Annotated in this window: 21 protein-coding genes; 10 read left to right on the top strand and 11 right to left on the bottom strand. The window is 70.8% G+C overall.

All coding sequences use genetic code 11. The features are described 5' to 3' along the window. Nucleotides 1-90: 90 nt before the first annotated feature. The 7 genes from AB0C75_RS22365 to AB0C75_RS22335 form a co-directional block, all read right to left on the bottom strand. Nucleotides 91-2,484, bottom strand: coding sequence for a phosphoketolase family protein (locus AB0C75_RS22365; RefSeq protein WP_362893435.1), 2,394 nt, complete (start codon nt 2,482-2,484; stop codon nt 91-93). Then, nucleotides 2,481-3,884 carry an NADP-dependent succinic semialdehyde dehydrogenase gene (locus AB0C75_RS22360; RefSeq protein WP_362893434.1) on the bottom strand — a complete coding sequence of 468 codons (1,404 nt, stop codon included), beginning with the start codon at nt 3,882-3,884 and terminating at the stop codon, nt 2,481-2,483. The genes AB0C75_RS22365 and AB0C75_RS22360 overlap by 4 nt, the downstream gene beginning before the upstream one ends. Nucleotides 3,885-4,032: 148 nt before the next feature. Continuing rightward, nucleotides 4,033-4,512: an ATP-binding protein gene (locus tag AB0C75_RS22355; RefSeq protein ID WP_362893433.1), complete on the bottom strand. Its 480-nt coding sequence runs from the start codon at nt 4,510-4,512 to the stop codon at nt 4,033-4,035. Nucleotides 4,513-4,664: 152 nt separating this feature from the next. Continuing rightward, nucleotides 4,665-6,761 (bottom strand): xanthine dehydrogenase family protein molybdopterin-binding subunit, encoded by a 2,097-nt coding sequence (locus AB0C75_RS22350; protein ID WP_362893432.1) that lies wholly within the window; start codon nt 6,759-6,761, stop codon nt 4,665-4,667. A gap of 33 nt (nt 6,762-6,794) precedes the next feature. Beyond that, complete coding sequence (locus tag AB0C75_RS22345) at nt 6,795-7,790, bottom strand: xanthine dehydrogenase family protein subunit M (RefSeq protein ID WP_362893431.1); 996 nt, start codon at nt 7,788-7,790, stop codon at nt 6,795-6,797. Next, nucleotides 7,787-8,359 (bottom strand): 2Fe-2S iron-sulfur cluster-binding protein, encoded by a 573-nt coding sequence (locus tag AB0C75_RS22340; protein ID WP_362893430.1) that lies wholly within the window; start codon nt 8,357-8,359, stop codon nt 7,787-7,789. Before AB0C75_RS22340 ends, AB0C75_RS22345 begins: the two co-directional genes overlap by 4 nt. Before the next feature lie 33 nt (nt 8,360-8,392). Next, nucleotides 8,393-8,788 (bottom strand): hypothetical protein, encoded by a 396-nt coding sequence (locus AB0C75_RS22335; RefSeq protein ID WP_362893429.1) that lies wholly within the window; start codon nt 8,786-8,788, stop codon nt 8,393-8,395. Between the two features lie 230 nt (nt 8,789-9,018). Here AB0C75_RS22335 and AB0C75_RS22330 point away from each other — a divergent pair, with 230 nt between their 5' ends. The 3 genes from AB0C75_RS22330 (at nt 9,019) to AB0C75_RS22320 (ending at nt 10,857) form a co-directional block, all read left to right on the top strand. Next, nucleotides 9,019-9,411 (top strand): DUF6479 family protein, encoded by a 393-nt coding sequence (locus AB0C75_RS22330; RefSeq protein WP_362893428.1) that lies wholly within the window; start codon nt 9,019-9,021, stop codon nt 9,409-9,411. 103 nt (nt 9,412-9,514) lie between these two features. Beyond that, nucleotides 9,515-10,342, top strand: a complete 828-nt coding sequence (locus AB0C75_RS22325; protein WP_362893427.1) for a VOC family protein — start codon at nt 9,515-9,517, stop codon at nt 10,340-10,342. 128 nt (nt 10,343-10,470) lie between these two features. Further along, nucleotides 10,471-10,857 carry a VOC family protein gene (locus AB0C75_RS22320; protein WP_362893426.1) on the top strand — a complete coding sequence of 129 codons (387 nt, stop codon included), beginning with the start codon at nt 10,471-10,473 and terminating at the stop codon, nt 10,855-10,857. 19 nt (nt 10,858-10,876) lie between these two features. Here the strand turns inward: AB0C75_RS22320 and AB0C75_RS22315 are convergent, their stop codons facing one another. The 4 genes from AB0C75_RS22315 to AB0C75_RS22300 all read right to left on the bottom strand — a co-directional run bounded on the left by AB0C75_RS22315 (nt 10,877) and on the right by AB0C75_RS22300 (nt 13,302). Beyond that, a complete protein-coding gene (locus AB0C75_RS22315) occupies nt 10,877-11,359 on the bottom strand; it encodes a GNAT family N-acetyltransferase (RefSeq protein WP_362893425.1) in 483 nt (160 codons plus the stop codon). A 43-nt stretch (nt 11,360-11,402) separates the two neighbouring features. After that, nucleotides 11,403-11,807 carry a DUF1992 domain-containing protein gene (locus AB0C75_RS22310; protein WP_362893424.1) on the bottom strand — a complete coding sequence of 135 codons (405 nt, stop codon included), beginning with the start codon at nt 11,805-11,807 and terminating at the stop codon, nt 11,403-11,405. Nucleotides 11,808-11,901: 94 nt separating this feature from the next. After that, a complete protein-coding gene (locus AB0C75_RS22305) occupies nt 11,902-12,699 on the bottom strand; it encodes a tyrosine-protein phosphatase (protein ID WP_362893422.1) in 798 nt (265 codons plus the stop codon). Nucleotides 12,700-12,807: 108 nt separating this feature from the next. Further along, entirely contained in the window at nt 12,808-13,302 is a 495-nt protein-coding gene (locus tag AB0C75_RS22300) for a DUF6325 family protein (protein ID WP_362893420.1), read from the bottom strand. 144 nt (nt 13,303-13,446) lie between these two features. Between AB0C75_RS22300 and AB0C75_RS22295 the strand changes: the two genes are divergently transcribed. From AB0C75_RS22295 to rho, 7 genes are all read left to right on the top strand, one after another. Then, complete coding sequence (locus AB0C75_RS22295; protein WP_362893418.1) at nt 13,447-13,866, top strand: helix-turn-helix transcriptional regulator; 420 nt, start codon at nt 13,447-13,449, stop codon at nt 13,864-13,866. Between the two features lie 10 nt (nt 13,867-13,876). Continuing rightward, entirely contained in the window at nt 13,877-14,290 is a 414-nt protein-coding gene (locus AB0C75_RS22290) for a VOC family protein (protein ID WP_362893417.1), read from the top strand. Nucleotides 14,291-14,404: 114 nt separating this feature from the next. Further along, the gene (locus AB0C75_RS22285; protein WP_362893416.1) at nt 14,405-16,792 is read left to right on the top strand and encodes an excinuclease ABC subunit UvrA; all 2,388 of its coding nucleotides are present in this window, start codon (nt 14,405-14,407) and stop codon (nt 16,790-16,792) included. A 125-nt stretch (nt 16,793-16,917) separates the two neighbouring features. Beyond that, complete coding sequence (locus AB0C75_RS22280; protein ID WP_362893415.1) at nt 16,918-18,774, top strand: methylmalonyl-CoA mutase family protein; 1,857 nt, start codon at nt 16,918-16,920, stop codon at nt 18,772-18,774. Continuing rightward, nucleotides 18,774-21,008: a methylmalonyl-CoA mutase gene (gene scpA, locus AB0C75_RS22275; protein WP_362893414.1), complete on the top strand. Its 2,235-nt coding sequence runs from the start codon at nt 18,774-18,776 to the stop codon at nt 21,006-21,008. The genes AB0C75_RS22280 and scpA overlap by 1 nt, the downstream gene beginning before the upstream one ends. 11 nt (nt 21,009-21,019) lie before the next feature. Then, nucleotides 21,020-22,009: a methylmalonyl Co-A mutase-associated GTPase MeaB gene (gene meaB / locus AB0C75_RS22270; protein ID WP_362893413.1), complete on the top strand. Its 990-nt coding sequence runs from the start codon at nt 21,020-21,022 to the stop codon at nt 22,007-22,009. 251 nt (nt 22,010-22,260) lie between these two features. Then, the gene (gene rho / locus AB0C75_RS22265) at nt 22,261-23,412 is read left to right on the top strand and encodes a transcription termination factor Rho (RefSeq protein WP_362893411.1); all 1,152 of its coding nucleotides are present in this window, start codon (nt 22,261-22,263) and stop codon (nt 23,410-23,412) included. Nucleotides 23,413-23,414: the final 2 nt, after the last annotated feature.

The following is a 23,414-nucleotide window of genomic DNA, read 5'->3' as shown; positions in this document are numbered from 1 at the left end:
CCGCCCCGCCCCGAAACCGGGGGGGCCCCCCCCCCCCCCCGGGGGGCGGCCCGCGCGCCCGGGGGGGCCGGCCTCCGTACGCCGGGGCGTTCAGCCCTCCCAGGTCCAGTCGGCCACCTCGGGCAGATCCGTTCCGTGTTCCCGGATCCAGTCGTGGTGGCGGGTGCGTACGTCCGCCATCGCCTGCCGTACGGCGACGGCGCGCACCCCGAGACCCGGCACCCGGTCGACCACGTCCATGACCAGCCGGTAGCGGTCCAGGTCGTTGCGGACCACCATGTCGAACGGCGTCGTGGTGGTCCCCTCCTCCTTGTAGCCGCGGACGTGCAGATGCGCGTGTCCGGCGCGCCGGTACGCGAGACGGTGCACCAGCCAGGGGTAACCGTGATAGGCGAAGATCACCGGCTTGTCCCGGGTGAAGAGGGCGTCGTACTCCGCGTCAGGCATCCCGTGCGGGTGCTCCTCGTGCGGCAGCAGCCGGGTCATGTCGACCACGTTGACCACGCGCACGGCGAGCTCAGGAAGGTGACGCCGCAGCAGCCCGGCCGCGGCCATCGTCTCCAGGGTGGGTACGTCGCCGGCGCAGGCCAGCACGACGTCCGGCTCGCGGCTGCCGTCCTCGGTTCCGGCCCATTCCCAGGCACCGGCCCCGCGTGCGCAGTGCGCGCGGGCCTCGTCGAGGGTGAGCCAGTCGAAGCCGGGCTGCTTGCCGGCGACGATCACATTGACGTAGTCGCGGCTGCGCAGCACATGGTCGGCGGTGGACAGCAGCGTGTTGGCGTCCGGCGGCAGATAGACCCGGACGACCTCGGGGCTCTTGTTGAGGATGTGGTCGACGAAGCCGGGGTCCTGGTGGGAGAAGCCGTTGTGGTCCTGACGCCAGACGTGCGAGGTCAGCAGGTAGTTCAGGGAGGCGATGGGGGCACGCCAGTGCAGCCTGCGCGAGGTGCGCAGCCACTTGATGTGCTGGTTGACCATCGAGTCGACGATGTGGGCGAAGGCCTCGTACGAGGAGAACAGGCCGTGCCGCCCGGTGAGGAGGTATCCCTCCAGCCAGCCCTGGCAGAGGTGTTCGGAGAGCACCTCCATCACCCGGCCGTCGCGGGCCAGATGCTCGTCGACCGGGAGGATCTCGGCCTGCCATGCCTTGCCGGTGGCTTCGTACAGCGCGCCCAGACGGTTGGACTCCGTCTCGTCGGGGCCCACCACACGGAAGTTCCTGCGGTCCGCCGTCGACGCCATGACGTCTTCGAGCAGCCCGCCCAGGACCCGGGTGGGCTCGTGCAGGACCGTCCCCGGCTTGTCGACCCGGACGGCGTGGTCCTCCAGGTGGGGCAGCGGCAGATCGCGCAGGAGCAGTCCGCCGTTGGAGTACGGCGTCGAGCCGAGCCGGGCGGCGCCCTCGGGGACACAGTCCAGGACCTGGGCGGTGGGCCGGCCCTCGGAGTCGAAGAGTTCATCGGGCCGGTAGGAACGCATCCACTCCTCGAGCTGGCGCAGATGGCCGGGGTTCTCGCGGACCTCGGGCAGCGGGACCTGGTGGGCGCGCCAGGTGTTCTCGACGGGGAGCCCGTCCACGTCCTCGGGCCCCGTCCAGCCCTTGGGGGTGCGCAGCACGATCATCGGCCAGCGGGGCCGTGCGGACGTGCGCCCGGCACGGGCCGCGCGCTGGTACTCCTCGATGCGGTCCACGGCGAGGTCCATGGCGGCGGCCAGCGCACGGTGGACGGCGGCGGGCTCGTCCCCTTCGACGTGGAGGGGTTCGTGACCGTAACCGTGCAGCAGCGCGTCGAGTTCGCCCCCCGGCAGCCGGGCGAGGACCGTCGGGTTCGCGATCTTGTATCCGTTGAGGTGGAGGATCGGCAGGACGGCCCCGTCATGCACGGGGTCGAGGAACTTGTTCGAGTGCCAGGACGCGGCCAGTGGCCCGGTCTCCGCCTCCCCGTCCCCGACGACGCAGGTCACCAGCAGCTCCGGGTGGTCGAACGCGGCGCCGTAGGCGTGGGTGAGCGCGTATCCCAGCTCGCCGCCCTCGTGGATGGAGCCCGGGGTCTCGGGGGCGACGTGGCTGGGCACACCGCCGGGGAAGGAGAACTGCTTGAACAGGGCTCCCATTCCGGCGCGGTCGCGGCTCACATCGGGATACGTCTCGGAGTAGCTGCCCTCGAGCCAGGAGTTGGCGAGGACGGCCGGGCCTCCGTGGCCGGGACCCCAGACGCAGAGAGCGGGCTTGTCGCGTGCCTTGATCACCCGGTTGAGATGGGTGTGGACGAGGTTCAGCCCGGGTGAGGTGCCCCAGTGGCCGAGGAGCCTCGGTTTGATGTGCTCGGGGGCCAGTGGCTCCTCCAGGAGGGGGTTGGCCATCAGATAGATCTGGCCGACCGCGAGGTAGTTGGCGGCGCGCCAGTGCGCGTCGAGTGCGGCGGCCTCGGTGTCCGACAGGGCCGCTGCCCCGGACGGTGACGGTGTCCGTACGTCGTTCATGAGGCGCCTCCGGGGCCGTACCAGACGGTGGTGGCGTTGCAGAATTCACGGATGCCGTGTCCTGCCAGCTCGCGCCCGTAGCCGGAGCGCTTCACCCCGCCGAAGGGCAGCGCGGGGTGAGAGGCCGTCATGCCGTTGAAGAAGACACCGCCGGCCTCCAGGTCGCGGACACAGCGGTCCATCTCGCCCTGATCGCGGGTCCAGACGTTGGAACTCAGCCCGAAGGGGGTGTCGTTGGCGAGTTCCAGGGCCTCCTCCAGGTTTGCCACCCGGTAGAGCGTCGCCACCGGACCGAAAGTCTCCTCGCGGTGGATGCGCATGTCCGGGGTGATCCCGGTGAGCACGGTGGGCTCGTAGAACCAGCCGCGGTCCAGGCCTGCGGGCCGTCCGCCGCCGCACAGCGCCGTGGCACCCTCGGCCAGGGCGTCATCGACGAGTTCCTCCAGGTCGGTGCGGCCCTGTTCGCTGGAGAGCGGCCCCACGTCGGTGGACTCCTCCAGCGGGTCGCCGACGGTCAGGGCGCGCATTCCCGCGGTGAAGCGCTCGGTGAAGGCGTCGTGGACGTCCGCGTGGACGATGAAGCGCTTGGCGGCGATGCAGGACTGGCCGTTGTTCTGGACGCGGGCGGTCACCGCGGTCTCCGCGGCCTTCTCGACGTCGGCCGAGGGCAGGACGATGTAGGGGTCGCTGCCGCCGAGTTCCAGCACGGTCTTCTTGACCTCGTCACCCGCCACGGAGGCGACCGCGCGGCCGGCCGGCTCACTGCCGGTGAGGGTCGCGGCGGCGACCCTCGGGTCGCGCAGGATCGCCTCGACGGAACCCGAGCCGACGAGGAGCGTCTGGAAGCACCCGGCGGGGAACCCGGCCCTGCTGAACAGGTCCTCGATGTACAGGGCGGTCTGCGGCACGTTCGACGCGTGTTTGAGCAGACCGGTGTTGCCCGCCATGAGGGCGGGTGCCGCGAAGCGCATGACCTGCCAGAGCGGGAAGTTCCACGGCATCACGGCGAGTACGACACCCAGCGGCCGGTAGTGGACCCGGGCAGCGGTGGCCCCTGAGTCCTTGACGTCGGCGTCGTCGGGGCGCTCGTCTGCGAGCAGACGTCCGGCGTTGGCCGCGTACCAGCGCATCGCCTTGGCGCATTTGGCCGCCTCGGCCCTGGCGGCCTTGACGGGCTTGCCCATCTCGATGGTCATGGTGCGGGCGATGTCCTGCTGGTCCTCGTCGAGCAGGTCGGCGGCGCGGTTCAGCAGGCGGGCGCGCTCGGAGAGGTCCGTGGTGCGGTAGTCGCGGAACGCGCCGTGCGCGGCGGCGAGCCTGCGCTCGGTCTCCCGCTCGTCCAGTGCGTCGAATGTCCTGAGCGTTTCGCCGTTCGCGGGATTGACCGTCGCGATGGGCATGGCAGTGCCTCCTTGCGTTGTTCTTCGACCGTGCCGCGCGGCGCAGCGGATCGCAACGCGACCCTCACGCACACGTACCCGGCCGGCGCGGATCATGCGTGCCCCAGGCACGCGGTCCGCGCCGGCCGGGCCGGCACCGGGCTGTGCGTCACACGAGTTCGGGCACCGGACCGCTCTCGGGCACCGGGCCGCTGAGGAAGCTGCGCCCGCCGGGGAGCGGCGTACGCGGCTGCAGTCCCGTGGTGCTCGGCGCCTCGGCGTAGCGCGTGAACCACACGACTTTGCCGTCGGTGGTCCGGCAGGTACCCCAGCTGTCGCTCAGGGCCATGACGCGGCTGAGGCCGCCGCCACCGCCGTCGAGCAGCCGGGGCATCCGGGAATCGTTGTCGGCCACGGACACCGTCAGGTGCCGGCCGCTCCAGCGGAGCTCGACGACACAGTGGTTGTCGTCGCCGACATGTCGCTGGACGTTCGTCAGGAGCTCCTCCGCGGCCCGGCACACGGGCCGGACGTGCAGATCGAGACTCCAGTGACGAAGGTGCGCGGCGACTATGCGCCGCAGCTGGGAAATGCGCTCTGCGGACACCTGCAGTTCGACCAGATAGTGCCGGTCGAGTGGAACGGTCATCGTCGAGGCTCCTCACCGCGAGGCCCACGCGCTTCAACCCGTTTGAACCAACGACCCCCGAACACGAAGCGTGAGCTGTTGTCACTTCTGGGTCACTCCTCAGGGTGACCCGAGGGGGCCGGTTGCGCAACCGAGGGGCCGGGCGCGGGGCATCAGGGCAGGTAGGGCAGCAGTCTGTCGGGGGTGAGGGGGAGCTCACGCAGCCGGGCGCCTGTGGCGTGCCGTACGGCGTTCCCGATCGCGGCCGCGGTTCCGACGATGCCGATCTCGCCGATGCCCTTGCTGCCCATGGGGTTGAGGTAGGGGTCGTCCTCGTCGATCCAGTGCGCCTGGATGTCGGGGACGTCCGCGCAGGACGGCACGTGGTAGGAGGCCAGGTCGCTCTCGGTGAAGTCACCGAACTCCGGGTCCATGGTGCTGCTCTCGGTCAGGGCCATGCCGAGGCCCATGACCATGCCGCCGATGAACTGGGAGCGCGCCGTACGGGAGTTGAGGATGCGTCCGGCGGCGAACACGCCGAGCATTCTGCGCACCCGTACCTCTCCGGTGAGCGAGTCGACCGCCACTTCGGCGAAGTGGGCGCCGAACGCGTGCCGTGCGTACGGGGATTCCTGGGCCGTCTCCTCCGCCGTGTCGGCGGTGACGGTGATGCCCTCCGGCGGGAGCGGCCCGGTGTGCTCGGCGAGCCGGCGCGCCAGGGCGGTGGCCGCCTTGTGCACGGCCGAGCCCCAGGACGCCGTGCCGGAGGAGCCACCGGCCACCGACCCGGCGGGCAGATCGCTGTTGCCGATGTCGATCGTCACGTTCTCCTGGGGCGTGTCCAGCACGGAGGCGGCGATCTGTGCCATGACCGTGCGGGCGCCGGTGCCGATGTCGGTGGCGTTGACCCCGATGCGGTAGGAGCCGTCAGCGGCGGCCTCGGCCGAGGCCGCCGACTTCGAGACGATCACGGGGTACGTCGCCGACGCGACCCCCGTGCCGAGGAGCCAGGGCCCCTCCTCGCGTGCCGCGGGCCGCGGATCGCGTTCGTACCAGCGAAAGCGCCGGGCGCCCTCGCTCAGACATGCCGTGAGGTTGCGGCTGCTGAACGGGCGCCCGCTGTCGGGCTCGGTCTGCGGTTCGTTGCGCAGTCTCAGCTCGACCGGGTCGATCCCGAGGGCGTTGGCCAGTTCGTCCATGGCCGACTCCAGGGCGTACATGCCCGAGGCCTCCCCCGGTGCGCGCATCCAGGACGGGCTGGGCACGTCGAGCGCCACCACCCGGTGTTCCGTACGGCTGTGGGGCGAGGCGTACATGATGCGGGCGGGCACGGCGGCCTGCTCCACGAACTCCTTGATCCGCGAGGTGTGGGTGGCGATCTCGTGGGAGACGCTGGAGAGCACGCCCTCACGGTCGGCGCCGAGGCGGACCCGTTGCAGGGTGGGTGCGCGGTGACCGACGACCGCTGCCATGGCCCGCCGCGGCAGGGCGAGCTGGACCGGCCGGCCGGTGTGCCGTGCGGCCATCGCGGCGAGCACGGACTGCGGGCGGGGGGTGCCCTTGGAGCCGAAGCCGCCGCCGACGTGTTCGGAGACGACGGTGATGTGGTCGCGGTCGATCCCGAGCGCCTTGGCGAGGCTGTCGCGCACGGCGGTCGATCCCTGGCTGGAGTCGTGCACGGTCAGGTGCCCTTCGGCCCACCGCGCGGTGGAGGCGTGCGGTTCCATGGGGTGGTTGTGCAGCGCCCGCAGGGTGTAGGTGGCGTCGATCCGTACGGGGGCCGCCTCGAACGCGCGCAGGGCGTCACCGCGTTCACGCACGGCGGGGTAGCCGCCGTTCGCCGTCTCTGGGACGTAGAGGCCCGGGTGGCCCGCGGTGAGGACGACGTCGTGCCCGGTGGTGGCGTACTCGACGAACACGGCCTCCGCGCCGGCCCGCGCGGATTCGAGGCTCTCCGCCAGGACGAGCGCGACGGGCCAGCCCCGGTGCGGCACCCGGTCGTCCTGGAGCACGGCGAGGATCGGGTCGTCGGGCTCCTCCAGCCGTGGCGCGTTGTCCTGGGTCAGGACGGTGTGCACACCGGGCACCGCGAGCGCGTCGGCGGTACGGACGGCGGTGACGCGCCCGCTCGCGACGGCGGCGGGGACGGGCCAGCCGTACAGCAGGTCGGGCGCGGTGTGCTCCGCGGCGTAGCGGGCGGTGCCGGTGACCTTGTCACGGCCCTCACGGCGGGCTACGGGCGCGCCCAGCGTCCGGGTGGTGTCGCTCATGGCGGAAGTCCTCAGTGTCTCGGAGGGTGCGGCTCAGACGGCTGCGGCCCGGCCGGTGAGTTCGGTCAGGGCTCCGACGGCCAGCCGGCGGGCCAGGTCGACCTTGAAGGCGTTGTCACGCAGGGGCCTGGCCGCTTCGAGTTCGGCGCCCACGGCACGCTCGAAGGTGTCCTCGTTCGCTGGGGCACCCCACAGGACGTCCTCGGCCACCCGGGCACGCCACGGCCGGTGCGCGAGCCCGCCGAAGGCGAGCGCGGCACGCTCGACACGGCCGTCACGCACGCTCAGCACGGCGGCGACGGAGGCCAGGGCGAAGGCGTACGAGGCACGGTCGCGCGCCTTGCGGTACAGGGAGACGGCGCCGTCGACGGGCGGCGGCAGCACCACTTCGGTGATCAGCTCGCCGGGCCGGATCACCGTGTCCTGGTCCGGGTTGTCACCCGGCAGCCGGTGGAAGTCGGTGACGGGCACCGTCCGCTCCCCCTCTGGCCCCCGCAGCAGGACGGCGGCGTCGAGGGCGGCGAGGGCGACCGCCATGTCCGAGGGGTTCGTGGCGACGCAGTCCTGCGAGTGCCCCAGCACCGCGAGGTCGCGGTGCGTCCCCTCCCTGGCCGGGCAGCCCGAGCCGGGCGTCCGCTTGTTGCACGGCTTGGAGATGTCCTGGAAGTACGGGCACCGGGTGCGCTGGAGCAGATTCCCGCCCGTGGTGGCGGTGTTGCGGAGCTGCCCGGACGCACCGGACAGCAGCGCCTGCGAAAGGGCGGGGTAGTCGCTCCGTACGTCGGGGTGCGCGGCGAGGTCGCTGTTGCGCACGGTCGCGCCGATCCGGAGCCCGCCGTCGTCCGTCCGGGACACCCGGCTCAGCGGCAGCCGGCTGACGTCGACGAGCAGACCGGGCGACTCCACGCCGAGCTTCATCAGGTCCACGAGGTTGGTGCCGCCGCCGAGGAAGCGTGCGCCGGGATGGGCGGCGCCGACGCGGACGGCCTCGGCCACCGAGGCGGGACGCCGATAGGCGAAGGGTTTCACGGGGCCACGTCCTTGATCGCGTCGACGATGTGCGGGTAGGCGCCGCATCGGCAGAGGTTGCCGCTCATCCGCTCGCGGATCTCGTCCGCGTCGAGGGTGACCGGCCCTCCGGCTGCGAGCGCCGTGGGAGGGGTGACATGGGAGGGGAAGCCGTCGTCGGCCTCACCGAGCATCCCGGCCGCCGAGCAGATCTGCCCCGGGGTGCAGTAGCCGCACTGGAGCGCGTCCCGCTCCAGGAAGGCGTCCTGCAGCGGATGCAGCCGGTCGCCGTCGGCCAGCCCTTCGACGGTGGTGATGTGCGCGTCCTCCTGGGCGACGGCCAGCAGGAGACAGCTGTTGGCGCGTCGGCCGTCCACGAGCACGGTGCAGGCTCCGCACTGGCCGTGGTCGCAGCCCTTCTTGGCTCCGGTGAGCCCGAGGTGCTCTCTCAGGGCGTCCAGCACGGTGGTGCGGTGATCGAGTGTCAGGGTCCGTTCCGTGCCGTTGACGTACAGGGTGAAGGTGGAACAGTCCTCGGGGGTCGGCACCTGGGCCGCTTCCGCGTCGACGGTGCCTGGGGTGGCATTCATGCACGCGTTACCTTCCGGGTTCGGGGGCGCTCGTCACGCCGGCTGGTGGCTCTCCAGACGCAGCCGGATCTCCTGCTCCTGGTCGCCCGCCGCAGTTCCGACGAGCCGGACGGCGAAGGCGTCCGCCAGATGTTTGCGAAGGCGGTCGACCGCCCAGTAGCCGCCCTGCGCCTCGACCGTCACCGGCACGGAGAGCCGGGCCGGCCCTGGGCCCGCCTTCATCGCGGAGACGTCGACGGTCGCCGTCCACACGGTGGGGCGTGTCTTCGACTCGTCCTCGGGTGCGTCGTCGGCCGGACGGTCGGAGACGAACGAGAGGCGCAGCACGTCGAACACGGTGCGCGCGTCCTCCTTGGGACAGCCGGTCACGGCCACCACGACATCGCCGCTCTCCTGGTGTTCCTGTGTCTGTTCCGGCGTGCTGTTCACCCTGGATTCCTTTCACTGGGAGCGCTGTGGACGCCGCTCGGCGGCCTCACGCTCACTCCAGGCTCGCCCCGCGACTCCGTGTCGGCGACACGAGCGGAACGTGGGCCGCACCGGCCATCACCGCGTAGCCGATATGAAACACATGAAACACATTTACCGTGACATCGTCATAAAACATGAATTACTGTCAATGGCTGTCTGCGAACGATCCCCCGGGGTATGCGCCATGCATGGACGTAACGAACGGAGCAAGGGACTCGCTCGCGGCCACCCTCGCCGACGGCCGGGGCGCCGCAGGTGTGTTCATCGGCATCATCGGGATCGCCGTGGTGGTTCTGCTGATCGGCGCCTTCTGGTGGGGCATGCGGCGCCGGGACAGGGAGTCCCCGCCCCCGCGCCCCGAGGAGCAGCCGCCCCGCCCGGATCACCGTACGGAGATCCGGGAGAGCGACAGGCACGGCTCGGACCGGTTTCCCGAGGACGGCCGGGCCATGACACCGTACGAGCTCAGTGATCACGGCAACGAGGTGATCCCGCCCGAGCCCGGCACCGGACCCGGCCCGGACCCCGCCACCGGTACCGGCAGCACCCCCGCTCCCGACCCCGAGCGCCCGCGCGACTGACCGCGGGCGCCGCGTGTTGCGGGAGTCACCGAGGCGCACGAGGCTGGTCCTGGCCGCGCGGCACCGAAGAAGTCATGCCGCAGAACCGATAGGGCAAGGGACCATGACTCCTGGCGATCAGCGGACCGCTCCGGAACCTGCGGTGCTCAGCGGTGCCAGCGCCCCGTGCTGGGTCCATCTGGTGACCCGCGACCTGGACGACGCGCGGCGTTTCTACGGCGCGGTGCTCGGCTGGACGTTCCGCCGAGGGCCGCTGGGCAGGGACTACCTGATGGCGCGCTCCGACGGTGTGCCGGTGGCGGGTATCGGCGGGGTCGCGTCCGCCTACCAGGTGGCCGTGGCCTGGATGCCCTACTTCTCCGTCCTGGACGCCGACGTCGTCTCGGACCGCATCCGTGAGCGCAGCGGCACCGTGGCCGTGGGTCCGCTGACGGTCGGCACGGGCCGTGCGGTCCTGGCCGCCGACCGCGACGGCGCCTCCTTCGGCGTCTGGGAGTGGACAGGGCGCGCGGCCACTCTCGCGCCGTCCGGTAACCGGGCGCACGCCTGGCTCAGGCTGCGCACCAGGGACGCCTTCGACGCGGCGATCTTCTACGGCGAGGTCCTCGGCTGGGAGCGCGGGGAAGCCGGTGGCTGCGAGGTGGCGTACGTGAAGGAAGAGGTGCTCGTACGCTGCAACGGACGCCCGTTGGCCCGGATCAGCTCCGGCGCCGTGGAAGCCGCTCCCGACCCGCAGGTGCGCCCGCACTGGCAGGTGCAGTTCCCGGTCGACGATGTGGGCGCGACGGTCCTCGCCGCCGAGCGGAACGGGGGGACCCTCGTGGAGCGGCGCGATGTGCGCTACGGCAACGAGGCGACGCTGCGGGACCCGGACGGCGGGCTCTTCACCGTGACGGACGTACGCAGCCCGGCGGGCGCGGACGACGACTGATCCGTCCTGAATCTCCATGGTGGCCCAGGCCGTGGTGGCTTACGATCGTCGTACGGCATCGCGCGTCGGTCACCGGCCGGGTGAGGCGTGGAGGTAGCCCGTGAGATGCCCGTTGGAGGCATTCCACAGTGTCGGTCGAGTTGAATCACACCATCGTTCACAGCAGGGACAACCGCGAGTCCGCCGAGTTCCTTGCGCACATCCTGGGTCTCACCGTCGGAACGGAGTGGGGACCCTTCATCCCGGTCGTCCTCGCGAACGGCGTCACGCTGGACTTCGCGACCGTTCCGGCTGAATCGATCACCGTGCAGCACTACGCGTTCCTCATCTCGGAAGCGGAGTTCGACACGGCCTTCGGCCGGATCCAGGCGCAGGGGATCGCCTACTACGCCGATCCCCACAAGAAGCACCCCGGCGAGATCAACCACAACGACGGCGGACGCGGGGTGTACTTCCCCGATCCGAGCGGTCACGGGATGGAACTCATCACCCGCCCGTACGGCGGCTGGTCCTAGCCGGGACGGCACCGGCCGTTCAGGGGCTTTCGTCGACCGTCAGCGTCAGCTCGGGCCGGTCCCACATCACCGCGGGAGGACGGGCCTCGACCGTACCCGTACGTTCGGCGCCGACGCCGCGGTAGAAACCCTCGGCGGGCGGATGCGCGACCACCCGCACGGCGGTGAGGCCCGCACGACGGGCCTCACCGCGCAGGTGGCCGATCAGGAGCCGTCCGATGCCCTGCCCCTGGACGTCGTCGGCGACGAACATCAGGTCGAGTTCGGGCGGGGACAGGATCAACGCGTAGAAGCCGAGCACGCGGCCCTCGTCGTCCACCGCCACGTGCACGGCGTGGGTCTCGATGTAGTCCGGGCCGATCCTGTACCCCGCCACCATGGGCGCGTAGTGCCCCTCGTAGGCGCGTGACCTGGTGACCAGGCGGGTGAGCCGCCTGGCGTCCCGTGGGAGGGCCCGCCTGATGTGGACGCCTCCGCGCCGGCCCGTACCGCTCGGTCTCATGAGGCGATTATGACGTGCCCCCGGTGCGGGGCAGGCACGGCGATCAGTGCCCGCTCCGCGCCTCGTGCCACTGCGTCACGACCGCCTCGATGTCGATCGGCCTCAGATTCAGCGGCGGGCCCTCCGGCGGCCTGGCCAGCGCCTCGCGGATCAGCTCGTTCATCTCGGTCAGAATGCGTCTGGCCTCGGCCTCGGACCGGGCCTGGGACGCCTCGCGCAGGGCGTCCTCGGCCGCCTTCCGCAGAGTCAGCGAGGGCGGGAGCGCGGACAGGCCCTCACGCTCCATCTTCGCCTTGACCCACCACATCGCGTCGTAGGGCCCTTCGAGACCGGGAATCGGTTTGCCCGCGCCGGGCAGGTCGGCGAAGGCACCTCGCTCCTCGGCCTCCCTGATCTGCCGGTCCACCCAGGTCTCGAAGCTGACCCCTGCGGGTTTGCGCTCGGTCACCGCTTGCCCCTCTCCCCACCCGTACCGGACGGCGCCGTGTTCAGCCGGAGACGCCCGCGTCTGCGCATCCCAGGGTACCGAGGGGTGCGTTCTCTCAGACAGGGACGGCCAGATCCGCGCGCAGCCGCTCGGCCACGGCCGGAGGAAGACGCAGCGCCTTGCTGAGATAGCCGTCCAGCCCGCCCCAGCGCTCGTCCATCGCGTCCAGGGCCGCCTCCAGATACCGGGGGCGTGCCTCGATGACCGCGGAGGCGATCTCCGGGTCACCGCCCTCGTCGAGAAAGCGCCGCACCGCGGGCCCGAAGGCGGCACGCACCGCGCGGTTCACCGCGAGGAACTCCGCTCGTACGACGTCACGCGACGCACCCGCCATCATCAGCAGCAGCGCGGTGGCCCAGCCCGTGCGGTCCTTCCCGGTCGCGCAGTGGAAGAGCAGCGGTCTCGCGCGCGGATCCGCGACGGTGTCCAGGAAGGCGCGGTAGGCGGCCGCCGCCCCCGGGGAGAGGACCATCTTGCGGTACGTCTGCGCGAACAGTTCCTCCGCCTTCCCGCAGCCGAGCAGGCGGGCTGCTCCGTCCGGGTCACCGAGCAGCGCCTTGAGCCGCGCGGGCGCCACGCCCGGGTTGTCACCGAGTACGTCGGCGACGAAGAGCCTCGCGCCCGTCGGCAGCCGGTCGGGCTCCCAGCGGCGCTCGTCGGCGGTGCGCAGGTCGACGACGGTGCGGATGCCGAGCGCGGCCACCGCCATGTCGTGCTCGGCGTCGAGGGCGCTCAGCTGGCCCGAGCGCAGGAGGATTCCCTGCCGCAGGCGACGGTGGCGCCCCAGGGCGATACCGCCGAGATCGCGGAGATTGACAACGGTGGCTGCGGGGACGGCCCGGGCGGTCTGCACGATGAACTGCCTCTTTCCCGACAGACTGCAGGTCGGAATCAACGTCGCACGGCGTGCGAATATCGACAAAGGGAACGTGAGGTACCGGGAAACCGGCCGGTCGAAGACTCAGTCGGCGAGGATCCTTGTCTTCTGCGCCGCGAATTCCGCGTCGGTGAGCACGCCTCGCTGCTTCAGATCGGCGATCCTTTCGAGCAGCGTGATGACGTCGTCCCCGCCGTCCGCCGGGACGCGCTCGTGCGCCAGGAGCAGACCTCCGGCCTGCTGGACCGTCCGGGTGAGAGGGACCGACCACAGGTCCTCCCACACGATCAGCGCGGCAGAGCTCTCCTCAGGCAGCCGATCGAGCACTTCGAGCCCCGTGACCCGCGGCAGGCCGGCGGGCGGTTCGTCCGGTGGATCGAACGCCACCAGGCCCTGGGGATCCATCTCCCGCAGCTCGACATGCGTGAGGGTGCCGTCAGCGGCTCTTCGGGCGAAGGCCAGATCGAGGATGCGTACCGCCTCGGACGCGACGGCGTCGGCCAGTACGGGCGCGATCGCGTCGGCGAAACGTCCGCCGGGAAAGGTGACGACGAGGTACTCCACGGGTCCCACGGCCACGGTGCGTCCTTCCCCTGCGGTTCTGGGTCGACAGCAGCTTAACTTCGGGCAATCCGTTACGCATTGTGAAAATAAATGACAGAAAGGTCACCGGCCCAACGCGGGCCCGCCGTCCTGGCTCCCCCGTCATGGGATGCTGATGGTGTGACGCTGGAAGACCTCGTCCGGATGCGCCGGGCCCGTGACCGGATGGACCGCGACTACGCGGAGCCGCTCGACGTCGCCGCGCTCGCTCGCGAGGCCCTCATGTCGGCGGGCCATTTCTCCCGCAGCTTCCGCGCCGCGTACGGGGAGACGCCGTACAGCTACCTGATGACGCGCAGGATCGAGCGGGCGAAGGCGCTGTTGCGGCGTGGCGACCTCAGCGTGACGGAGGTCTGCTTCGCGGTCGGCTGTACCTCTCTGGGGTCCTTCAGCTCGCGGTTCACCGAGCTGGTCGGCGAGAGCCCGAGCTCGTACCGGGCGCGCCCTCATGACGCGGGTGCCGCCATCCCGGCCTGCGTCGCCAAGGTCCACACACGACCGGTCAGGAATGGAGAAGCAAAAGCTTCCCGCCGCCCGTAGCGTGATCCGTATGGAAATCAACCTTTCGACCTGCTTCATCGCCGTCGACGACCACGACAAGGCGCTCGCCTTCTACCGGGGCGTCCTGGGCCTGGAGGTGCGTAACGACGTCGGGTTCGAGGGGATGCGCTGGGTGACCGTCGGCTCGCCGTCGCAGCCGGACGTGGAGATCGTCCTCGAACCCCCGCTCGCGGACCCCAACGCCTCCCCCGCCGACAAGGCGGCCATGGCGGAACTGCTGGCGAAGGGCCTGCTGCGCGGCGTCATCTTCAGCACCGACGACTGCGACGCCACCTTCGAGCGCATCCGCGCGGCGGGCGGCGAGGTGCTCCAGGAGCCCGTCGACCAGCCGTACGGCGTCCGCGACTGCGCCTTCCGCGATCCCTCGGGCAACATGCTGCGCTTCAACCAGTCCCGTAGCTGATCCGCCCCTGCCAGGACCGTCGCTCTGATAGACAACGACCGTCGCCGCGACGCACCGGTGACGCCGACCACGGCCGCGCAGGCGGACCGCTCAGCAGATGGAGAGACGACCGGCATGCCCACGAGGACGGACCGGCAATCGCCGCCGCACGCTGCCGACACCCACGACCTGATCCGCGTGCACGGCGCACGTGTGAACAATCTCAGGGACGTCAGCGTCGAGATCCCCAAGCGCCGGCTGACGGTGTTCACCGGCGTATCAGGATCGGGCAAGAGCTCGCTGGTGTTCAGCACGATCGCCGCCGAGTCGCAGCGGATGATCAACGAGACGTACAGCGCCTTCGTGCAGGGTTTCATGCCGACGCCCGCGCGGCCCGAGGTCGACGTACTCGACGGACTGACGACCGCGATCACCGTCGACCAGCAGCGGATGGGGTCCGACCCCCGCTCCACGGTCGGCACCGCCACCGACGCCAACGCGATGCTGCGCATCCTCTTCAGCCGGCTCGGCAAGCCGCACATCGGCCCGCCCGGCGCGTTCTCCTTCAACACCGCATCGGTCAGCGCGAGCGGCGGAATCACCGTCGACCGCGGTACCGCCAGGACCAGGACCGTGAAGGCGACCTTCAAGCGCACCGGCGGGATGTGCACGCGCTGCGAGGGCAGGGGCTCGGTCTCCGACATCGACCTCAGCCAGCTCTACGACGACACCAAGTCGCTGACCGAGGGCGCCTTCACCATTCCCGGCTGGAAGTCGGACAGCCAGTGGACCGTGCAGGTCTACGCCCAGTCGGGCTTCGTCGACCCGGACAAGCCGATCCGTGAGTACACGAAGAAGGAACTCCAGTCCTTCCTCCACGGTGAGCCGGTCAAGGTCAAGGTCAACGGCGTCAACCTCACCTACGAGGGGCTGATCCCCAAGATCCAGAAGTCGTTCCTGTCCAAGGACAAGGAGGCGATGCAGCCGCACATCCGGGCATTCGTGGAGCGTGCGGTCACCTTCACCACCTGTCCCGAATGCGACGGCACCCGCCTCAGCGAGGGCGCCAGATCATCGAAGATCCGACGGATCAGCATCGCCGACGCCTGTGCGATGGAGATCCGTCACCTGGCCGAATGGGTGCGCGAGCTCGAAGAGCCTTCGGTGAAGCCGCTGCTCACCGCGCTGCAGCAGACCCTCGACTCGTTCGCGGAGATCGGCCTCGGCTATCTCTCGCTGGACCGGCCGGCCGGCACGCTGTCGGGCGGCGAGGCGCAGCGCGTCAAGATGGTCCGTCACCTGGGTTCCTCGCTCACCGACGTCACCTATGTCTTCGACGAGCCCACCATCGGTCTGCACCCGCACGACATCCAGCGGATGAACGACCTGCTGCTGAGGCTGCGGGACAAGGGCAACACGGTCCTCGTCGTGGAGCACAAGCCGGAGACCATCGCGATCGCCGACCACATCATCGACCTCGGCCCGGGGGCGGGTACCGAGGGCGGCACCGTCTGCTTCGAGGGAACCGTCGAGGGGCTGCGGGCCGGCGACACCGTCACCGGGCGCCACTTCGACGACCGTGCCGCCGTCAAGGAGTCGGTGCGCAAGCCCACCGGCGCGCTGGAGATCCGCGGGGCGTCGGCGCACAACCTCCAGGACGTCGACGTCGACATCCCGCTCGGGGTGCTGACCGTCGTCACCGGAGTCGCCGGTTCCGGCAAGAGCTCGCTGGTGCACGGGTCGGTCCCGGCGGGCGAGAACGTGGTGTCGGTCGACCAGAGCCCCATCAAGGGCTCCCGGCGCAGCAACCCTGCCACGTACACCGGTCTCCTCGACCCGGTCCGCAAGGCGTTCGCCAAGGCCAACGGGGTGAAGCCGGCCCTGTTCAGCGCGAACTCCGAGGGTGCCTGCCCCACGTGCAACGGCGTCGGCGTCATCTACACCGACCTGGGGGTGATGGCCACCACCGCGACGACCTGCGAGGACTGCGAGGGGAAGCGGTTCGACGCCTCGGTCCTCGACTACCACCTCGGTGGCCGTGACATCAGCGAGGTGCTCGCGATGTCGGTGGCCGAGGCCGAGGAGTTCTTCGGCGCCGGGGATGCGCGCACGCCTGCCGCGCACCGTGTCCTCGGCCGGCTGGCCGATGTGGGGCTCGGCTACCTCCGCCTCGGCCAGCCGCTCACCACGCTGTCCGGCGGCGAGCGCCAGCGGCTCAAGCTCGCCACCCACATGGCCGAGAAGGGCGGCATCTACGTCCTCGACGAGCCGACCGCGGGTCTGCATCCGGCCGACGTCCAGCAGCTGCTCGGGCTGCTCGACCGGCTCGTCGACTCCGGCAAGTCGGTCATCGTCGTCGAGCACCACCAGGCGGTCATGGCGCACGCGGACTGGATCATCGACCTCGGGCCGGGCGCGGGACACGACGGAGGCCGGATCGTCTTCGAGGGCACACCGGCCGATCTCGTCGCCGACCGCTCCACCCTGACCGGCGAGCACCTCGCGGCCTACGTCGGCGCCTGACGGTGTCTCCGCGGACAAGGCCGCCACAAGAGCGCTCTACCCAGAGAATCCAGCACATTTCGGAGAGTGCAAGGTCACAGCCGGTGGCCCTGCTGCTCGTCAGAGCGCTGACCTAGCATCTGAGCATGACGGTCCTGCCTGCTGACGGGCTTTCCCAGGCCGCCGAGTTCCCCGACCCTTCCCATGACCAGTGGCAGACCCTTGTCGAAGGTGTACTGCGCAAGTCGGGCAAGGAAGTCACGGGCTCGGCCGCCGAGGAAGCGCTGTCCACCGCGCTCGGGGACGGGCTCACAGTCCGCCCCCTGTACACCTCAACCGACGCATCGGCGGACCCCGGTCTGCCCGGCTTCGCACCCTTCACCCGGGGCAGCAGGGCGACGGGGAACACCACAGGCGGCTGGGATGTGTGCCAGCGCCACGAACTGACCGATCCCGTACGCCTCAACGAGGCCCTGCTCGGCGACCTGGAGAACGGCGTCACGTCGCTCTGGCTCACCGTCGGCGGCCCCGGCGGGGTTCCGGTCTCCGGCCTCGCCCGCGCCCTCGATGGTGTCTATCTCGATCTGGCGCCCGTCGTGCTGGACGCGGGCGACGATCCCGGGCCCGCGATCCGTGAGCTGCTCGGGCTCTACGAGGCCCGGGGCATCACGAAGGGGGCCGTGCGCGGCAACCTCGGGGTGGATCCGCTCGGGCGGTCGGCGCGTACAGGCACGGAGCCTGAGCTCGGCATCGCCGTCCAGTGGGCGCGGCTGTGTGCCCGCGAGTATCCGGGGCTGCGCTCCCTGGCCGTGGACGCACTGCCGTACCACGAGGCGGGTGGCTCCGCAGCGGAGGAGCTGGGGCTCTCGCTGGCCACCGGTGTGGCCTATCTCCGCGCGCTGACGGCGTCGGGGCTCTCCGTCCAGGAGGCGTGCGCGCAGCTGGAGTTCCGGTACGCCGCGACGGCCGACCAGTTCCTGACGATCGCGAAGCTGCGCGCCGCCCGGCGGCTGTGGGCGCGTGTCGCCGAGGTCTGCGGGGCCCCGGCCGCCGGGGCGCAGCGGCAGCACGCCGTGACCTCGCCGGTGATGATGACGCGCCGTGATCCGTGGGTGAACATGCTGCGGACGACGCTGGCCTGTCTGGGTGCGGGGGTCGGCGGCGCCGAGTCCGTCACCGTCCTGCCGTTCGATCACGCACTGGGTCTGCCGGACGCGTTCGCCCGGCGGATCGCCCGCAACACCTCGACGATCCTGATGGAGGAGTCGCATCTGGCCAGGGTGACCGACCCGGCCGGCGGTTCCTGGTACGTGGAGCGGCTGACCGATGAACTCGCCGCTGCCTCCTGGGCGTTCTTCCAGGAGATCGAGCGGGCGGGCGGCCAGGCGGCCGCACTCGGCTCCGGCATGGTCGAGGAGCGGCTCGCGGCCACCTGGGCGGCCCGGAGCAGGGATCTGGCGCGGCGCAAGGAGCCGGTGACCGGGGTCAGTGAATTCCCGGCCGTCGACGAGCGGCAGGTGGAGCGCGACCCCGTGCCCGCCACGCCGTCGGGAGGCGGGCTCCCCGAGGTCAGGCGCGACGAGGCGTTCGAGACACTGCGCGCCAGGTCGGACGCCCATCTCGCGGCCACGGGCAGCCGGCCGAAGGTCTTCGTCGCGGCACTGGGGCCCGCCTCGGTGCACACCGCGCGGGCCTCCTTCGCGGCGAATCTCTTCCTGTCGGGCGGCATCGTGCCCGTCCATGAACCGGCCTCCGTCGACGCCTCGACCGCCGCCGCGGCCTTCGCGGCCAGCGGTGCGACAGCCGCCTGCCTGTGCTCCACCGGTGCGCTCTACGCCGAGCAGGCGGACGACGTCGTCTCGGCCCTCAGAGCCGCCGGCGCCGAACAGATCTTCCTCGCGGGCCGTCCGGGCGAGTACGCCGGGGCCGACGCCCATGTGTTCGCCGGCTGCGACGTGGTCGCCGTCCTCTCCTCCGAACTCGACCGCATGGGAGTGGCGTGATGCAGACCCCCGAGACAACGGCCCCCTCCAGGACCCCCGTTCCGGACTTCTCCGACATCGCGCTGACCGGCGGGGCCCCCGCCGAGGCCTCCGAGGACCAGTGGCACGCCGCGGTGAAGGAGTCGGCCGGCCGGTCCGAGGACGAGCTGCTCTGGGAGACCCCCGAGGGCATCGAGGTCAAGCCGCTGTACACCGGGCGTGATCTGGAGGGCCTGGACTTCCTGGGGACGTATCCCGGTATCGCGCCGTATGTGCGTGGCCCGTATCCGACGATGTACGTCAACCAGCCCTGGACGATCCGTCAGTACGCGGGTTTCTCCACGGCGGAGGAGTCCAACGCCTTCTACCGGCGCAACCTCGCGGCCGGCCAGAAGGGCCTGTCCATCGCGTTCGACCTGCCCACCCACCGCGGCTACGACAGCGACCACCCCCGGGTCACGGGCGATGTGGGCATGGCGGGCGTGGCGATCGACTCGATCTACGACATGCGTCAGCTCTTCGACGGGATTCCGCTGGACCGGATGTCGGTGTCGATGACGATGAACGGCGCGGTCCTGCCCGTGCTCGCGCTGTACATCGTGGCCGCGGAGGAACAGGGCGTGCCGCCCGAGAAGCTGGCCGGGACCATCCAGAACGACATCCTCAAGGAGTTCATGGTCCGCAACACCTACATCTATCCGCCCGCCCCCTCGATGCGGATCATCTCGGACATCTTCGCGTTCACCTCGCAGAAGATGCCCCGCTACAACTCCATCTCCATCTCCGGCTACCACATCCAGGAGGCCGGAGCCACAGCCGACCTGGAGCTCGCCTACACCCTCGCCGACGGGGTGGAGTACCTGCGGGCCGGGCAGGCGGCCGGCCTGGACGTGGACGCGTTCGCCCCGCGTCTCTCGTTCTTCTGGGCGATCGGCATGAACTTCTTCATGGAGATCGCGAAGCTGCGGGCCGCGCGCCTGCTGTGGGCGCGGCTGGTCAGGGAGTTCGGCCCGAAGAACCCCAAGTCCCTCTCGCTACGCACGCATTCGCAGACGTCGGGCTGGTCCCTGACCGCGCAGGACGTGTTCAACAACGTGACACGCACCTGCGTGGAGGCCATGGCGGCGACGCAGGGGCACACCCAGTCGCTGCACACCAACGCCCTGGACGAGGCGCTCGCGCTGCCCACCGACTTCTCCGCGCGCATCGCCCGCAACACGCAGCTCCTGCTCCAGCAGGAGTCCGGCACCACCCGGGTCATCGACCCGTGGGGCGGCAGCGCGTACGTCGAAAAGCTGACGCACGACCTGGCGGAGCGGGCCTGGCAGCACATCGAGGAGGTCGAGGCAGCCGGCGGCATGGCCAAGGCCATCGACGCCGGCATCCCCAAACTCCGCATCGAGGAAGCCGCCGCCCGCACCCAGGCCCGGATCGATGCGGGGCGCCAGCCCGTCATCGGCGTCAACAAGTACCGCGTCGAGACCGACGAGAAGATCGACGTGCTCAAGGTCGACAACTCCTCGGTGCGCACCCAGCAGATGGAGAAGCTGCGCCGGCTGCGCGAGGAGCGCGACGAGATGGCCTGCCAGGACGCCCTGCGCGCCCTGGCGACGGCGGCGGAGCGTGAGCCGGGTCCGGGGCTCGAGGGCAATCTGCTGGCGCTGGCCGTCGACGCGGCCCGGGCGATGGCCACGGTCGGTGAGATCTCCGACGCTCTGGAGAAGGTGTACGGCAGGCACGCGGGCCAGATCCGTACGATCTCCGGGGTGTACCGCAAAGAGGCAGGAGAGTCCCCGTCCGTGGACCGCACCCGCACACTGGTCGACGACTTCGAGGAGGCCGAGGGACGCCGTCCCCGCATCCTGGTCGCCAAGATGGGCCAGGACGGCCACGACCGCGGCCAGAAGGTGATCGCCACCGCCTTCGCCGACCTCGGCTTCGACGTCGACGTCGGCCCGCTCTTCCAGACCCCCGGCGAGGTCGCACGCCAGGCCGTCGAGGCCGACGTACACATCGTGGGTGTCTCGTCGCTCGCCGCAGGCCACCTCACGCTCGTACCCGCGCTGCGCGAGGAGCTGGCGGCCGAGGGCCGGGAGGACATCATGATCGTCGTGGGCGGGGTGATCCCGCCGCAGGATGTGCCCGCCCTTCTGGAGATGGGTGCCGCCGCGGTGTTCCCGCCCGGCACCGTGATCCCGGACGCCGCCCACGACCTGGTCGTGCGGCTCGGTACCACGCTCGGCCACGAGCTGTGAGCCGGTGACCCATGGCGGGAAACATCGACATCGACACGTACGTCAAGGGTGTGCTCGACGGGAAGCGCGCGTTCGTGGCACGCGCGATCACTCTCGTCGAGTCGACCCGCCCCGATCACCGGGTGCTGGCCCAGCGATTGCTGAGTGAGCTGCTGCCGCATTCCGGGCGGGCCAGGCGCATCGGGATCAGTGGGGTCCCCGGCGTGGGGAAGTCCACGTTCATCGACGCGCTCGGCACCCTGCTGACAGGGCTCGGCCACCGGGTCGCCGTGCTGGCCGTCGACCCGTCGTCCAGCCGTACGGGCGGCTCCATCCTGGGTGACAAGACCCGGATGGAGCGCCTGGCGGTGGACCCGCGGGCGTTCGTACGCCCCTCCCCCACCGCGGGGACACTCGGCGGGGTGGCCAAGGCGACCCGTGAGTCGATCGTGGTGATGGAGGCCGCCGGCTACGACGTGGTGCTGGTGGAGACCGTCGGTGTCGGGCAGTCGGAGACCGCGGTCGCCAACATGGTCGACACCTTCCTGTTGCTCACCCTGGCCCGTACCGGAGACCAGCTCCAGGGCATCAAGAAGGGTGTCCTGGAGCTGGCCGACGCCATCGCGGTCAACAAGGCGGACGGCCCGCACGAGCGGGACGCCCGCGCGGCCGCGCGTGAACTGGCGGGCGCGCTGCGCCTGATGCACCCCGTGGACGCGGCCTGGACTCCCCCGGTGCTGACCTGCAGTGCCAGGGAGTCGACCGGTCTTGACACCCTGTGGGAGCGGCTGGAGCAGCACCGTTCGCTCCTGGAGTCCACCGGGCGGCTCTCGGCCAAGCGCCGCGACCAGCAGGTGGACTGGACCTGGGCGATGGTCCGCGACGAGCTGCTCGACAGCCTGCGCGGCCACCCCGCGGTGCGCACGCTCGCGCCGGAACTCGAACGGAGCGTCCGCGGTGGTGAGCTGACCGCCACGCTGGCCGCCGAGCGGATCCTGCGGGCATTCCGCGGGGACGTCTGAGGGGCCCGGGAGGGGGATCTTCCCTCTCCCGGGCTTCCGTGGTACGTTGCATTCAGCACTCGTGAACGCCCGCTCAGGGCGCCGGTGCTTCTCTCCCGCTGTTGCGCCCGTCCTCAGACGACCGGCGATCCAGCTTTTTCGCACCCCCTCTTCTGTCCGGTCCGGGCTTTCTGCCCGTCGTACGAGGCGTGATTTCAGCCGCCTCGCCTTCGCCGGACCTCTCATTCGCCATGTCCGCGAAAGGACCAGCCATGACCAGCACACTCGAACGCCCCGCAGTCCGGCAGAACCAGCCCGTCCGCACCGCCGGTGTCCTCGACACCACGAACAACGGACACGGCGTACTGCGCACCGACGGTGGCCATCCCTCCCCCCGCGACATCCAGGTGTCGCCCGCACTCATCCGGCAGTACGCCCTGCGCAAGGGCGATGTCGTCGAAGGGACGTGCGAGCGACCTCGCGCGCTGTCCGGCGTCGACTCCGTCAACGGCCGTGGGGCGCACGAGCTCCACGGCCGTCCCCACTTCCGTGACCTCACCCCGCTCCACCCCCGGGAACGTCTGCGCCTGGAGAGGCCGGGAGGGGGTCCGGCCCCGCGGATCATCGATCTCGTCTCGCCCGTCGGCAAGGGCCAGCGCGGTCTGATCGTCGCACCGCCGAAGACCGGCAAGACCGTGCTGCTCCAGCAGATCGCCGCATCGGTCGCCGTCAACCACCCCGAGTGCCACCTGATGGTGGTCCTCCTGGACGAACGCCCCGAAGAAGTCACGGACATGCGCCGGTCCGTGCGCGGCGAGGTCTATGCCTCCACCTTCGACCGGCCCGCCAAGGAGCACGTCGCACTCGCCGATCTCGTCGTGGAACGTGCCAAACGGCTGGTCGAACAGGGCCAGGACGTCGTGATCCTCCTCGACTCCCTCACCCGGCTGTGCCGCGCGCACAACAACAGCGCCGGGGCCGGCGGCCGCACCCTGAGCGGCGGCGTGGACGCGGCGGCGCTCACCGGCCCCAAGAAGCTCTTCGGAGCGGCCCGGCTCGCCGAGGAGGGCGGTTCGCTCACCATCCTGGCGACCGTGCTGGTGGACACCGGCTCACGCGCCGACGACTACTTCTTCGAGGAGCTCAAGAGCACCGGCAACATGGAGCTCCGCCTCGACCGGACATCGGCCGACCGACGGATCTTCCCCGCGGTCGACATCACCGGGTCCGGCACCCGCCGCGAGGAACTCCTGCTGCCCGCCGGGGAACTGGCGGCCGTACGGGGGCTGAGGCGCGCCCTGCGCTCCAGGGACACCCAGGCGACGCTCGAAGCGCTGCTGGACAAGGTCCGCAGGACACCCGACAACGCCGCCTTCCTCCGCCAGGTCCAGCACACCGTCCCCGACGCGCAGCCGACCGCGTGAGC

The organism is Streptomyces sp. NPDC048565 (assembly GCF_040650935.1).
Classification (GTDB): domain Bacteria; phylum Actinomycetota; class Actinomycetes; order Streptomycetales; family Streptomycetaceae; genus Streptomyces.
Note: the sequence above shows the minus strand (reverse complement) of the source record. Positions and strands in the feature narration are given on the sequence as shown.